Origin of the sequence: Streptomyces sp. NBC_01171, assembly GCF_045039805.1 — a bacterium.
GTDB lineage: Bacteria > Actinomycetota > Actinomycetes > Streptomycetales > Streptomycetaceae > Streptomyces.
In genome coordinates this window covers 3,177,599-3,191,841 of the sequence record NZ_CP108609.1, presented here as the reverse complement: position 1 = coordinate 3,191,841, position 14,243 = coordinate 3,177,599, and the positions used below count along the sequence as shown (strand labels likewise).

The 14,243-nt window shown below is 70.4% G+C and carries 10 protein-coding genes; 5 read left to right on the top strand and 5 right to left on the bottom strand.

Features of this window, described 5'->3' with window-relative positions; all coding sequences use genetic code 11:
* Nucleotides 1–9: 9 nt before the first annotated feature.
* Entirely contained in the window at nt 10–1,836 is a 1,827-nt protein-coding gene (locus OG448_RS14615) for an acyl-CoA dehydrogenase (protein ID WP_405554128.1), read from the bottom strand.
* A 303-nt stretch (nt 1,837–2,139) separates the two neighbouring features.
* Here OG448_RS14615 and OG448_RS14610 point away from each other — a divergent pair, with 303 nt between their 5' ends.
* The 4 genes from OG448_RS14610 (at nt 2,140) to OG448_RS14595 (ending at nt 5,353) form a co-directional block, all read left to right on the top strand.
* Nucleotides 2,140–2,568 (top strand): calmodulin-binding protein, encoded by a 429-nt coding sequence (locus OG448_RS14610; RefSeq protein WP_405554126.1) that lies wholly within the window; start codon nt 2,140–2,142, stop codon nt 2,566–2,568.
* A 36-nt stretch (nt 2,569–2,604) separates the two neighbouring features.
* Nucleotides 2,605–3,075 (top strand): SseB family protein, encoded by a 471-nt coding sequence (locus OG448_RS14605; protein WP_135787274.1) that lies wholly within the window; start codon nt 2,605–2,607, stop codon nt 3,073–3,075.
* A gap of 110 nt (nt 3,076–3,185) precedes the next feature.
* Nucleotides 3,186–4,163 carry a pirin family protein gene (locus tag OG448_RS14600; protein ID WP_405554124.1) on the top strand — a complete coding sequence of 326 codons (978 nt, stop codon included), beginning with the start codon at nt 3,186–3,188 and terminating at the stop codon, nt 4,161–4,163.
* A 146-nt stretch (nt 4,164–4,309) separates the two neighbouring features.
* Entirely contained in the window at nt 4,310–5,353 is a 1,044-nt protein-coding gene (locus tag OG448_RS14595; protein ID WP_405554122.1) for an AI-2E family transporter, read from the top strand.
* Here OG448_RS14595 and OG448_RS14590 read toward each other — a convergent pair.
* On the bottom strand, nt 5,350–7,542 hold the full coding sequence (locus OG448_RS14590) for a SpoIIE family protein phosphatase (protein WP_405554120.1): 2,193 nt from the start codon (nt 7,540–7,542) through the stop codon (nt 5,350–5,352). The two genes, OG448_RS14595 and OG448_RS14590, sit on opposite strands and share 4 nt — an antisense overlap.
* Nucleotides 7,543–7,718: 176 nt before the next feature.
* Here OG448_RS14590 and aspS point away from each other — a divergent pair, with 176 nt between their 5' ends.
* Nucleotides 7,719–9,482 carry an aspartate--tRNA ligase gene (gene aspS / locus OG448_RS14585; RefSeq protein WP_405554119.1) on the top strand — a complete coding sequence of 588 codons (1,764 nt, stop codon included), beginning with the start codon at nt 7,719–7,721 and terminating at the stop codon, nt 9,480–9,482.
* 67 nt (nt 9,483–9,549) lie between these two features.
* Here aspS and OG448_RS14580 read toward each other — a convergent pair whose 3' ends face one another.
* The 3 genes from OG448_RS14580 to OG448_RS14570 form a co-directional block, all read right to left on the bottom strand.
* The gene (locus OG448_RS14580) at nt 9,550–10,230 is read right to left on the bottom strand and encodes a hypothetical protein (RefSeq protein WP_405554117.1); all 681 of its coding nucleotides are present in this window, start codon (nt 10,228–10,230) and stop codon (nt 9,550–9,552) included.
* Nucleotides 10,231–10,552: 322 nt separating this feature from the next.
* Nucleotides 10,553–12,268, bottom strand: coding sequence for a methionine--tRNA ligase (gene metG / locus OG448_RS14575; RefSeq protein WP_405554115.1), 1,716 nt, complete (start codon nt 12,266–12,268; stop codon nt 10,553–10,555).
* 119 nt (nt 12,269–12,387) lie between these two features.
* Nucleotides 12,388–14,079: a VWA domain-containing protein gene (locus OG448_RS14570; protein WP_405554113.1), complete on the bottom strand. Its 1,692-nt coding sequence runs from the start codon at nt 14,077–14,079 to the stop codon at nt 12,388–12,390.
* Nucleotides 14,080–14,243 lie beyond the last annotated feature (164 nt).

The following is a 14,243-nucleotide window of genomic DNA, read 5'->3' as shown; positions in this document are numbered from 1 at the left end:
GGGCGAGGACTAGAAGGCGGCCTCGTCCAGCTCCATCAGGTCCAGGTCGACACCGGAGGCGACCTTGCGGGCCAGGGTGACGCCGGGCAGGACGTTGGCCGCGAAGAACTTCGCCGCCGCGATCTTGCCGGTGTAGAACGCCTTGTCCTTCGCCGAAGCCGTCTCAAGCTTCTCGGCGGCGACGGCCGCACCGCGCAGCAGCAGGTAGCCGACGATCACGTCGCCGGAGGCCATCAGCAGGCGGGTGGTGTTGAGGCCCACCTTGTAGATGTTCTTGACGTCCTGCTCGGTGGCCGCGAGGTCGGTCAGCATCAGGCCGACGATCGCCTCCAGCTCCACGGCCGCCTTGGCCAGGTGCTCGCGGGCGCCCGCCAGCTCCTCGCCGCCGGTGGCCAGCGCCAGGAACTTCTTGATGTCCTCGGCCAGACCGTTCAGCGCGGCACCCTGGTTGCGGACGATCTTCCGGAAGAAGAAGTCCTGGCCCTGGATCGCGGTGGTGCCCTCGTAGAGGGTGTCGATCTTGGCGTCGCGGATGTACTGCTCGATCGGGTACTCCTGGAGGAACCCGGAGCCGCCGAAGGTCTGGAGCGACTGCGCGAGCTGCTCGTAGCCCTTCTCGGAGCCGTAGCCCTTCACGATCGGCAGGAGCAGGTCGTTCAGCGCGTGCTCGGCGGAGGCGTCCTCACCGTTCGCCTCCTTGACCGCGATGGTGTCCTGGACGGACGCCGTGTGCAGCACCAGGGCGCGCATGCCCTCCGCGTACGCCTTCTGCGTCATCAGCGAGCGGCGCACGTCGGGGTGGTGGGTGATGGTGACCTTGGGCGCCTTCTTGTCCATGAAGTTCGCGAGGTCCGGACCCTGGACGCGCTCCTTGGCGTACTCCAGCGCGTTGAGGTAGCCGGTCGACAGGGTCGAGATGGCCTTCGTGCCGACCATCATGCGGGCGAACTCGATGATGCGGAACATCTGGCGGATGCCGTCGTGCTTGTCGCCGATCAGCCAGCCCACGGCGGGGTGGCGGTCGCCGAACGTCATCTCGCAGGTGTTGGACGCCTTGAGGCCCATCTTGTGCTCGACGTTGGTGGCGTAGACGCCGTTGCGCTCGCCCAGCTCGCCCGTCTCGCCGTCGAAGTGGTACTTCGGCACGAGGAAGAGGGAGAGGCCCTTGGTGCCGGGGCCGGCACCCTCGGGACGGGCGAGGACGTAGTGGAGGATGTTCTCCTCCATGTCGTGCTCACCGGAGGTGATGAAGCGCTTCACGCCCTCGATGTGCCAGGAGCCGTCCTCCTGCTGCACGGCCTTGGTGCGGCCGGCGCCCACGTCCGAACCGGCGTCCGGCTCGGTGAGGACCATGGTGGAGCCCCAGGTCTTCTCGACCGCGATCTTCGCCCACTGCTTCTGCTCCTCGGTGCCCTCCTCGAAGAGGATGCGCGCGAACGCCGGGCCGGAGGAGTACATCCAGATGGCCGGGTTGGCGCCGAGCACCAGCTCCGCGTACGCCCAGATCAGGGACGGCGGGGTGTTGGTGCCGCCGATCTCCTCGGGCAGGCCGAGCCGCCAGTACTCCGAGTCCATGAAGGACTTGTAGCTCTTCTTGAAGGAGGCCGGGACCGGCGCGGTGTTGGTCTCGGGGTCGAAGACCGGGGGGTTGCGGTCGGCGTCCACGAAGGACTCCGCCAGCTCGTTCTCCGAGAGACGGGTCAGCTCCGCGAGGACGGACTTGGCGGTGTCGGTGTCCATCTCCTCGAACGGGCCGGTGCCGTACAGCTTCTCGCGGCCGAGGACTTCGAAGAGGTTGAACTCGATGTCGCGGAGGTTGGACTTGTAGTGCCCCATGGTGACTCCATCACGGACTCGGCGAGGCACTGACTCCTCGCGGCTGATCACGTACCAAGCAAGTGGCTACGATGATGCTACCCGTCGGTAATAAGACGCAACCCCGCCCCCTGTCATCTGCGCCACGCCTCAAGAAGATGCCGGGCCTCGGGCGGGCCCACGTGCCTCGTTCGCGCGCTCTTCGCCGTGCCCCACCGCGCGCCCGCCTGTTCGGGTGAAGCGACGCCTCCGGAACAGGCGCGTCGTGTGACCGGATGGATACCTTCCGTGACGACCCCTTTCTCTCGGTGTTCGGAGGCACAAGTGCGACGACTTCTGACCAGGTTCGGCGGCCTTGCCGCGGCGGCGATGCTGACCGTCGGACTGGCCCATCCCTCGCAGGCGGCGAACCCGGCGTACTTCGAGTTCACGGACATCACCCGTCACACGGCGGTCGTCCGGATCGACGACCCGGCCAAGATCGAGCACGCGCGGCGACTGCTCAGCGGTGAGACGCAGGACCGTCCCCACCTCGTCGGGCGGATCGTCACGCGGCCCGCCCCGTACAACCCCAGGTGGAGCTACCACTACGACCCTTCGACGGTCGACTTCTTCGATGTGGCCATCGAGGTCTGCGACGCCACCCTCCCCTACGTCGAGGATCACGTCGACGAGGTGGGCGGCGCCTTCCTGCCGGGGCGCGTCTGGTGCCCGTGGTCCTCCCGCCTGACGCGTGAGGTTTCGATTCCGTAGGTCATGCGGGCGGGGCGGCTCGGTACTCTTGCGCCCATGTACGGCTACGACCAGAACGTGGGCGCCCAGCAGCAGTACGTGCCGCCGCAGCAGCAGCCGGGTGGTGTCGGCGGGTACGGCCAGCAGCCGCCGCTCTACCCGGAGCCGTCCGCACCCTCGCTGGCGGACGCGGTGCGCGCCTTCACCACCGGGCAGATGCCCGCCGAGGACTTCCAGCAGGTCTTCGCCACGTCCAAGGTGTACTGCCCGCGTGGCGACACCCCCGGCTTCCTCGCCCTGCACAATACCCAGCAGCCGGTGATCCCGATGTTCACCTCGCTGAAGGAACTGCGCCGGTACGCGGGCAAGGAGTCCAAGTACTTCGTGATCACCGGCGCGGAGGTGATCGACCTGCTCCCCACCGGCTACGGCTTCGTGGTCGACATGGAGGGTGAGCACCGGATGGTGTTCGACGCCAAGGCGGTGGAGCAGATGGTCGACTTCGCCATGCGGCGCATGTACGGATAGCCCCTGTCATCGCTGAGAGGCCCGGAGGGAATTACCTCCGGGCCTCCTGTGTTGTGGCTGGCGAAAAGTTCAACGCTCAACTAAACTGGGTCCACAAGGAGGTACCGACCATGCCTGCAGTGACCGTCGAGAACCCGTTGACGCTGCCCCGTGTGACCGCGTCCGCCGACGCCGTGTCGCGTCCGGTGCTGACCGTGACGACCGCGCCGAGCGGCTTCGAGGGCGAGGGGTTCCCGGTGCGCCGCGCCTTCGCCGGGATCAACTACCGCCACCTCGACCCGTTCATCATGATGGACCAGATGGGTGAGGTGGAGTACGCGCCGGGCGAGCCCAAGGGCACCCCCTGGCACCCGCACCGCGGCTTCGAGACCGTCACCTACATCATCGACGGGATCTTCGACCACCAGGACTCCAACGGCGGTGGCGGCACCATCACCAACGGCGACACCCAGTGGATGACCGCCGGCTCGGGCCTGCTGCACATCGAGGCCCCGCCGGAGCACCTGGTCATGTCGGGCGGTCTCTTCCACGGGCTCCAGCTCTGGGTGAACCTCCCCGCCAAGGACAAGATGATGGCGCCGCGCTACCAGGACATCCGGGGCGGCAGTGTCCAGTTGCTCACCACCCCCGACGGCGGCGCGCTGCTGCGCGTCATCGCCGGTGAGCTGGACGGGCACGCGGGTCCCGGCATCACCCACACGCCGATCACCATGATCCACGCGACGGTGGCGCCGGGTGCCGAGATCACCCTGCCGTGGCGCGAGGACTTCAACGGTCTCGCCTACGTGCTCGCCGGGCGCGGTTCGGTGGGCGCGGAGCGCCGTCCGGTGCGCACCGGGCAGACCGCGGTCTTCGGCTCCGGGGGCTCGCTGACCGTCCGCGCGGACGAGAAGCAGGACTCCCACACCCCGGACCTCGAGGTCGTCCTCCTCGGTGGACAGCCCATCCGTGAGCCCATGGCCCACTACGGCCCGTTCGTCATGAACACCAAGGACCAGCTCATGCAGGCCTTCGAGGACTTCCAGAAGGGCCGCCTGGGCACGGTGCCGGCGGTGCACGGCATGACGGAGAGCGGCCCGCAGGGCTGAGCCCGCTCCCACTGAGCCCCGCCGCCCCGGCAGACAACGGAGTCTGCGGGGGCGGCGGTGTGTGGGGAGGTGTTCTCGCTTCGCCACTCACCCACCCGGCCCGCCGCAGCAGGACAGCCGAGCCAACCCCGTGCTCCGCTGGAAGCGTGTCGCTTCTCCCCGTGCCCGTACGCCGGTTCGCCGCCTGGTGTGCCGTACTGCTGCTGGCCGCAGGCATCGGCTGGGTCGGCATCAAGCTGTGCGGAGAGCTGCGTACCGCCGTCACCCCCGTACTGCTGGCCCTCCTCGGTACCGCCCTGCTGGGCCCGCTGTACCGCTGGCTGCTCAAGATGAGGCTGAACGCCAGTCTCGCCGCCGCGCTGACCTGCGTAGCCGTCGTGGCAGTCGTCGGCGGCGCGGTCTACATCGTGGTCGCCGCCCTCGTCGACACCGGGGACGAGATCGTGGCGTCACTCCGGGAGGCGGCCAAGGCCATCGCCCGGCACTTCGGCGCCGCCGGCACCGGCCTGGACGACCTGGCGGGCAACGCCCGCGAGCTGCTGGGCAAGTTCGGCGGCACCGCCGTCTCCAACGTCATCAGCGGCGTCAGCGTGGTCGGCGAGACCATCGCCATCGCGGTCCTCGCCCTGCTGCTGGTCTTCTTCTTCCTGCGCGACTCCCAGCGGGCCCTGCGCTCCCTGCGCGGCTTCGCCCCCGCCGGTACCGCCGACGTCGTGGAGGCCATGGCGCGCCGGGCCTTCGAGGCGGTCGAGGGGTTCATGCGCGGGACGACGATCATCGCCCTCATCGACGCCGTCTGCATCACCGTCGGCCTGCTGATCCTGCGCGTACCCGGCGCGGTGGGCCTCGGCGCGCTCGTCTTCGTCTCCGCCTACATCCCCTACCTCGGCGCCTTCCTCTCCGGCGCGGTCGCCGTCCTGGTCGCCCTCGCGGACCGGGGTTTCGTGATCGCGCTCTGGGCGCTCGGCGTGGTGCTCGCCGTCCAGGTGCTGGAGGGGCACGTCCTCCAGCCGGCCATCCAGAGCCGCACCGTCCAGATGCACCCGGCGGTGGTGATGCTGACGATCACCGCGGGCGCCTCCGTCGCGGGCATCCTCGGCATGCTCCTCGCCGTCCCTCTGACCGCGGCCGTCTTCGGCGTCGTCCAGGAACTCCGCGAGCGGTACGGCACCCCGCACGAGCAGCCCTAGCCGTCCGCCTCGCCGTCCGTGTCCGCATCGGGACGCTCGTACATCTCGAACCAGATGCTCTTGCCCTCGCCGCGCGGCTCGACCCCCCAGGCGTCGGCGAGCATCTCGATCAGCATCAGGCCGCGCCCGGAGGAGGCCAGTTCGCCGGGGCGGCGCTTGTGCGGGAGGTCGTCGCCGCTGTCGGTGACCTGTACCCGCAGCCGCCGGTGTCCGGGCGCGCCGAAGATCTCCGCGAGCAGCAGCGCGTCGGCGTCGGTGTGCACCAGCACGTTGGTGATCATCTCGGAGATCAGCAGCACCGCCGCGTCCACCTGCTCGGCCGGGGTCCAGTCGTGCAGCAGTTCGCGCACGTGCTGGCGGGCCTCCGCGATGCGCTCCGGCTCGTCCTGCGCCACCGACAGCAGCGTGCTGCGCACCCGCGTCCGGGACGGGGCGGCCGGGCCGGTGCTGAGCCCCCAGCTCGCCCCGGAGCGGAACAGCAGCAGCACCGCGATGTCGTCCTCGCGGCGGTCGGTCAGCGGGCCGGTGGTGTGGTGCGAGGAGGGCCCGTGCACCCCCTGCACCAGCGCGTCGGCGAGCCCCTCCAGACCGTTCTCGCGCTCCGACTCCTTGGCGCCGTACTCCTCGAGGATCGTCCGGATGCGCCGCCAGCCGCTCTCCATGTCGTGGCCGCCGGTCTCGATCAGGCCGTCGGTGCACAGCATCATCGTCTCGCCGGGCTCCAGCGTGAACCGGGTCGTCGGATAGTCACCGTCCGGGTCCACACCCAGCGGCAGCCCGCCCGCGGTCGGCCTGAGCACCACGGTGCCGTCGGGCAGGCGGATCACCGGCTCCGGGTGTCCGGCGCGGGCCACCTCCAGGCGCCCGGTCGCCGGGTCGGCCTCCGCGTACAGGCAGGTGGCGAAGCGCAGGTCGGTCATGTGCTCGTCGTGGGTGATGCCGTGCAGGAAGCGGGAGGCACGGGAGAGCACCGCGTCCGGGCGGTGCCCCTCGGCCGCGTACGCCCGCAGCGCGATCCGGAGCTGGCCCATCAGGCCCGCCGCCCGTACGTCGTGTCCCTGCACGTCCCCGATGACCAGCGCGAACCTGCCTCCCTGGGCGGTGGTCGGGGACACCCCGCCGGGCAGCGGGATCATGTCGTACCAGTCGCCGCCCACCTGGAGGCCGCCGCCGGTCGGGATGTAGCGCGCGGCCACGCCCATGCCGGGGATCTCCGGGAGCAGCGAGGGCATCATCGACCTCTGGAGCCCCTCGGACAGCTCCCGCTGGGTCTCCGCGTCGCCCGCCCGGGTCAGCGCCTGGGCGAGCATCCGGGCGACCGTGGTCAGCACCGCCCGCTCGTCCGGCGTGAACGCCACCCGGTCGCTGAACGCCGCCATCCACGCGCCCCGCGTCCGACCGCCCAGCGTCAGCGGCAGGAACGCCCACGAGCAGCGCCCGAACCGCTCGGCCAGCGGCCAGGTCGTCGGGTAGCGGTCCCGGTACTCGGCGGGTGTGGAGAGATAGACGGCCTGACCGGTACGGACCACCTCGGCGGCCGGATAGTCCGTGGACAGCGGCATCTGGCTGAAGGGGCCGGCGTCGCCGGGGAGGTAGCCGTGGTGGCCGATTATCGTCAGCCGGTCACCCTCCACGCCGAAGACCGCGAGGCCGTCCGGGGAGAAGCCCGGCATGGACAGCGTGGCCGCGACCCGCAGCACCTCGGTCGTCGACCGCGCCTCGGCCAGCGCGCGGCCCGCGTCCAGCAGGAACGCCTCGCGGGAGCGCCGCCAGTCGCCGGTGATCGCCCTGCGCGCGGAGGACGTCCCCGGCGCCGGCTCGATGACCTCCTGAAGGGTGCCGGTCAGCTCGTACGCCCGCCGTTCCCGGTTGTAGGCCGGCTTGGAGCGGCTGCGCACCACCCGGACGGTGCGGCCCTCCGCGTCCACCACCCGGATGCGCACCTCGGCGAGCGTGCCGCGGGCCACGGCGAGCGGGATGACGCCCGTGATCTCGTGCCAGTCGGAGGGGTGCATCCGGGCCCGGGCCTGGTTCTCGGTGAGGGTGGTGGGGCGGGCCGGCAGGCCCAGCAGCCGCGCCGCCTCCGCGTCCACGGTGACCAGCTCCGTGGCCGTGTCCCACTGCCAGAGCCCCGTGGCGAGGGAGACGAGGACATCCCCCAGGGAGGGCAGTGGCTCACCTGTGCGCATTGCCCCACTTTAAGAAGGTCGTCCCCACTACTGCCACCCTGGTTCGGCCGGTGGTAATGGTGGGGAGGCGATCATGGGGTGCCCGGTACCCTTGATGGGTCCGGGCCCCGTGCCCGTTCTGGCCGGGGAGAGCACACTCCCGGCGAAGAACCCCCAACGAAGGACGATGAACGACGATGCATCGGTACAGGTCCCACACCTGCGGCCAGCTCCGCGCCTCCGACGTCGGTACCGACGTCCGGCTGAGTGGCTGGCTGCACAATCGGCGCGACCTGGGCGGCATCCTCTTCATCGATCTGCGTGACCACTACGGCATCACGCAGCTCGTGGCCCGCCCCGGTACCCCCGCGTACGAGGCGCTGGACTCCCTCTCCAAGGAGTCCACGGTCCGCGTCGACGGCCGCGTTGTTTCACGTGGAACCGAGAACGTGAACCCCGACCTGCCCACCGGTGAGATCGAGGTCGAGGTCGCGGAGGTCGAGCTGCTGGGCGCCGCCGCGCCGCTGCCCTTCACGATCAACGCCGAGGACGGGGTCAACGAGGAGCGGCGCCTGGAGTACCGCTTCCTGGACCTGCGCCGCGAGCGCATGCACCGCAACATCATGCTGCGCACGTCCGTGATCTCGGCCATGCGCCACAAGATGGCCGCGATGGGCTTCAACGAGATGGCGACGCCGATCCTGTCCGCCACCTCTCCCGAGGGCGCGCGCGACTACGTCGTCCCCTCCCGCGTCCACGCGGGCCGGTTCTATGCCCTGCCGCAGGCCCCGCAGCAGTTCAAGCAGTTGCTGATGATCTCCGGCTTCGACCGGTACTTCCAGATCGCGCCCTGCTTCCGCGACGAGGACGCCCGCGCGGACCGTTCGCCGGGCGAGTTCTACCAGCTCGACGTCGAGATGAGCTTCGTCGAGCAGGAGGACGTCTTCCAGCCGATCGAGAAGCTCATGACCGAGCTGTTCGAGGAGTTCGGCGGCGGCCGCCACGTCACCTCCCCCTTCCCGCGCATCCCGTTCCGCGAGGCGATGCTCAAGTACGGCTCCGACAAGCCGGACCTGCGCGCCAAGCTGGAGCTCGTCGACATCACCGACATCTTCGAGGGCTCGGCGTTCAAGGCCTTCGCGGGCAAGCACGTGCGTGCCCTGCCGGTGCCGGACGTCGCGTCGCAGACGCGTAAGTTCTTCGACCAGCTCGGTGAGTTCGCGGTCTCGCAGGGCGCGCAGGGCCTGGCCTGGGTCCGTGTGGGCGAGGACAGTTCGCTGACCGGCCCGATCGCCAAGTTCCTCACCGAGGACAACGTCGCCGAGCTGACCAAGCGCCTCTCGCTGGCTCCCGGCCACGCGGTGTTCTTCGGCGCGGGCGAGTTCGACGAGGTCTCGAAGATCATGGGCGCCGTGCGCGTCGAGGCCGCCAAGCGGGCCGGCCAGTTCGAGGAGGGCGTCTTCAGCTTCTGCTGGATCGTCGACTTCCCGATGTACGAGCGGGACGAGGAGACGGGGAAGCTCGACTTCTCCCACAACCCGTTCTCGATGCCGCAGGGCGGCATGGAGGCCCTGGAGACCCAGGACCCGCTGGACATCCTCGGCTGGCAGTACGACATCGTCTGCAACGGTGTGGAGCTCTCCTCCGGCGCCATCCGGAACCACGAGCCGGACATCATGCTCAAGGCCTTCGAGATCGCGGGCTACGACCGTGACACGGTCGAGGAGAAGTTCGCCGGCATGCTGCGCGCGCTGCGCTTCGGCGCCCCGCCGCACGGTGGCATCGCCCCCGGCGTGGACCGCATCGTCATGCTCCTCGCCGACGAGCCCAACATCCGCGAGACCATCGCCTTCCCGCTCAACGGCAACGCCCAGGACCTCATGATGGGCGCACCGACCGAGCTGGACGAGTCCCGCCTGCGCGAGCTGCACCTGACCATCAGGAAGCCGCAGCCGAAGTAGACAAGCAAGTAAGCGGTCCTGGACCGGCCCGGCTCCTTGAGGGAGCCGGGCCGGTCTTTCGCTGTCTTCACTCCTCGTCCTCGTCCGGAGAGGCGCCGTCCTCCAGCAGGCGCTCCGCGATGTCGTCGGACCAGTGCTGGGCCCAGGCGCGCAGGGGGCCGACCTCTTCGCGGGAGAGGCCGTAACGGAGGAACTCGAAGTCGGAGTAGAAGTCGGTGCCGGTGAGGCGGGACTGGAGGGTGGGCAGGTCGAAGGCGTCGTACGCGTGCCGACGGCCCAGCTCCTCCAGCTCGGGCAGCGAGAACCGCTCCGCAGCGCCCCGCGCGTCGATCAGGTCGACGGCCGCTCCCCGGTCGTACAGCGCCCGGATCTTCGTGCCGACGGCATCCGCGAGCGAGAGAGCGGGCCCGTACACGGTCAGCTCGGGCGGCTGCCAGAAGGCTTCCTTGTGCAGCGCGAGGTCGACGTCCTCACCCGTCTGCGGATCACCGACGGCGAGCTGAGCGGAGAGCACCCCGACAGCCCCGGTCCGCACGGCCCGCCCCCGCGCCTCGAGCGCGGCCCCGAGCCCCCGCACAACCCCTTCCATCGCCTCGCCACTCTCGGTGGCGAAGTCAAGATTCGCGTGCGCCCGCCCCACCACCCCGTGCGCCTCCAGCGCATACCCCCCAGCCAGCACCAGTCCATACGGACTCCCCGCACTGACCACATCCGCCAACAACCGCCGATGAACTCCGGAAGCCTCCACGAGGCCCGTACTCTGCCAGACCGGACCCAGGTCAGGCCGACTCCGGAGCCTCCGGGGTGTCGGTGAGGAGGTCCTCGGCGCGTTCGACGGTCCCGGCGCGGTCGAGCCATCCGCTCACGCGAGCCAGGTCGGAGCAGGCGGTGATCCGCTCGCGGACATCGTCCGGGCTGCGGTGCGCCGGTCGGTGACGGCAGGCAGGTTGTCCGGTCCGACGACAAAGGGGTGGGTGCGCTGCACGGTCCAGCCGCGCGCCCCGCAGGGAGGCGGGCATGCGGCTGGCGCCGTCCCCCGAAGGGGACGGCGCCAGTGAGGAGGGGGTGTGTCAGGCGTCCGTGCCGCCGAAGCGCTCCTTGTAGGTCTCCAGGTCCTCGTCCGTGAGCTTGGCGAAGAGGACCGGGGGGACGGTGAAGGGGACGCCCGGCTGGAGGGTGGTGAGGGTGCGGGCCTCTTCCGGGGTGGTCCAGGCGGCCGTGTCGTCCGGGAGGTCGAAGGCCGCGCGCATCGCCGCCGAGGACGCCGGGATGAAGGGCTCCGAGACCACCGCGTACAGGTGGATCAGGTTCATCGCGGTGCGCAGGGTCAGGGCTGCCGCGTCCTTGGCGGTCTTGATCTCCAGCCAGGGGGCCTTCTCCTCCAGGTAGGAGTTGCCGGCCGACCACAGGGCGCGCAGGGCGGAGGCCGCCTTGCGGAACTGGAGCGTGTCCATGTGGGTCTCGTACTCCGCCAGCAGCGTGGCGATCTCCTCGCCCAGGCGGGTCTCCGCCTCACCGGGCTCGCCGCCCGCGGGCACCTCGTCGCCGAAGCGCTTGCGGGAGAAGGAGAGGACGCGGTTGACGAAGTTGCCGAGGGTGTCGGCGAGGTCCTTGTTGACCGTGGCGGTGAAGTGCTCCCAGGTGAAGGACGAGTCGTCCGACTCGGGGGCGTTGGCGATCAGGAAGTAGCGCCAGTAGTCCGCGGGCAGGATGTCCAGGGCCTGGTCGGTGAAGACGCCCCGCTTCTGCGAGGTGGAGAACTTGCCGCCGTAGTACGTCAGCCAGTTGAACGCCTTGACGTAGTCGACCTTCTTCCACGGCTCGCGCACACCCAGCTCGGTCGCCGGGAACATCACCGTGTGGAACGGGACGTTGTCCTTCGCCATGAACTGCGTGTAGCGAACGGTGTCGTCCGCCTCGTACCACCACGACTTCCAGTCCCGGTTCTCCGGGTCCTGGTCGGCCCACTCCTTCGTCGCGCCGATGTACTCGATCGGCGCGTCGAACCAGACGTAGAAGACCTTGCCCTCGGCGGCCAGCTCCGGCCAGGTGTCGGCCGGGACCGGCACGCCCCAGTCCAGGTCACGGGTGATCGCGCGGTCGTGCAGGCCCTCCGTCAGCCACTTGCGGGCGATGGAGGAGGCGAGCTGCGGCCAGTCCTGCTCGTGCCGGGCCACCCACTCCTCGACCTCGTGCTGCAGCTTGGACTGCAGCAGGAAGAGGTGCTTGGTCTCGCGGACCTCCAGGTCCGTGGAGCCGGAGATCGCCGAGCGCGGCTCGATCAGGTCGGTCGGGTCCAGCACGCGGGTGCAGTTCTCGCACTGGTCGCCGCGGGCCTTGTCGTAGCCGCAGTGCGGGCAGGTGCCCTCCACGTAGCGGTCCGGCAGGAAGCGGCCGTCGGCCGGCGAGTAGACCTGGCGGATCGCCCGCTCCTCGATGAAGCCGTTCTCGTTCAGCTTCCGCGCGAAGTGCTGGGTGATGTCGCGGTTCTCGGCGGAGGAGCTGCGGCCGAAGTAGTCGAAGGCCAGCGCGAAGCCGTCGTACACCGCCTTCTGCGCCTCGTGCGCCTGGGCGCAGAACTCGTCCACCGGCAGGCCCCGCTCCTTCGCGGCCAGCTCGGCGGGGGTGCCGTGCTCGTCGGTCGCGCAGATGTACAGGACGTCGTGGCCGCGCTGGCGGAGGTACCGGGAGTACACGTCCGCCGGGAGCATGGACCCCACCATGTTGCCCAGGTGCTTGATCCCGTTGATGTACGGAAGGGCGCTGGTGATGAGGTGTCGAGCCATCGGGGGCTGCTCCCAGGTCGCTACGGGTACGAACCTTGAAATCGTAGCCGACGTGTGTATGCCGCCCGCCTCCCGTTTTACGGGGTGGGACGCGGGCGGCATCGGGGGTGGGACGGGGATTACGGGCGCCAGGCCGCGAGTACGCCCTCGTACAGCTCGGTGTCCGTCAGTTCGCGGGGGGTGGGGCCCGCGTGGAAGAAGGACGTGTTCTCGGTCTTCAGCTTGCGGAGGTAGTCGAACGCCTTGTTGTCCGGCTCACCGAAGGCGACGAACGAGAAGAAGACCTTGGGGTGGGTCTTCGCGGCGTTCGTGAGGGCCTGGGTGGCGGGGGTCTTGGCGTCGGGGGCGCCGTCCGTCTGGAAGACGACCAGGACGTTGTCCTCGGGGGCGTTGTGCTTGTCGTGGTGGGCGAGTACGGCTTCCACGGCGGCGTGGTAGCTGGTGCGGCCCATGCGGCCGAGGGCCGCGTGCGTTTCGTCGATCTTGGTGGCGTGGTCCTCGGTGAGGGTGAGGTCGGCTGTGCCGTCGACCTCGGTGGAGAAGAAGACCACGTGGACCTGGGGGTCCTTGTCCAGGTGGGCCGCGAGGGCGAGGGTCTGGTCGGCCAGGGCCTGGGCGGAGCCGTCCTTGTAGTACGGGCGCATGCTCGCGGAGCGGTCCAGTACGAGGTAGAGCTTCGCTGCGGTGCCGGTGAGGTCGGTTTTGGTGAGGGTTGCTGCTGCGGCGGTGTGGGCGGTGGTGAGGGAGGGGGTCTGGGTGAGGGGGGTTGCCTCGGCGAGAGTCTCGGCCTCGGCTGCGCCCTCGGCGGCCTCCGGCTTGGCGTCGGGCTCGGCCTTCGCCTTCGGCGCGGGGGTGGCCTTCGACTTGGCTTCGGCCGCCGCCTTCGGGGCCGGGGTGGGCTCGGCCTCGGCCTCCGGCGTGGGCTTCGGCTCGGCGTCAGCGTTCGCCGTCGGGGCGGAGGTGCTCTCGGCGGCCACCTTCGGTGCGGAGGCGGAGTCCTGGTCGGTGTCGGCCTCGGAGGCCGGGGCGTCGTCCTGCTTGGCGTCGGCTTCCGGGGCGGGGGTGACGTCCTGCTTGTCGTTCGCCGCGGAGACGGTGTCGGCTTCCGGGGTCGGGGTGGGCTCCGGCTCCGCCGCCTCCGGCTCCGCCGCCTCCGGCTCCGCCAAGGTGTCGGCGGGGGGTTCCGTTGACTGCTCGGGGATGGCCGGCTGGTCGTGCTCCGCCTCGGCCTCCGGGAGGGGCTCGGTGCGCTGCTGGGGGACCACGACCTCCGGGTCCGCGTCGATGATGGCCGGCTCCATCATCAGGGGCTCGATCTCCGGGGCCTCCGTGGCCGGGGCCAGGGGGTCCGGCTCCGCCGTCTTCTCCTCCGGAGCATCGGCCTGCTCGGCCTTCGCCGTGTTCTGCGGGGCGTCCGCCGGGGTCCCCGCAGCGGCCTGCGGCGCCTCGGGCTCCGGGGTGACCGGCTCCCCCGGGCCCGGGGCTTCCGCCGTAGGCGCGGTCTCCGCCTTCGGCGACTCCGCTTCCGGCGTCTCAGCCGTGGCGGGGGTCTCCGACGCAGCGGTGGCTTCCGCCTCCGTCGACTCCTCCGAGTCCAGCGTCTCCGATACGGGCGCGGCCTCCACCGGGGCGGGGGCCTTTGACGCGGGCGCGGTCTCGGCCTTCGGCGCTGCCGTCTCCGACGCAGCCGCTTCGGCCGACTTTTTCGAGGCGAGGGCCTCCGGCGCAGTTGTGGCCTGCGCCTCACGGTCCGCCGTCGCGGGGGCGGGTTCCGCCTCCGTCGACTCCACCGTGGCCGGTGTCTCCGACACCGGCGCGGTCTTCGACTCCGGCGTCTCCGCCGTGGCCGCGGGTTCCGGTGCAGCCGCGGCTTCCGACTCCGGCGACTCCGTCGCGGTCTCCGGTGCAGACCCCGCATCCGCCTTCGGCGACTCCGAGTCCTCCCGCGTAGCCCCCTGGGAAGGGACCCTCGGGG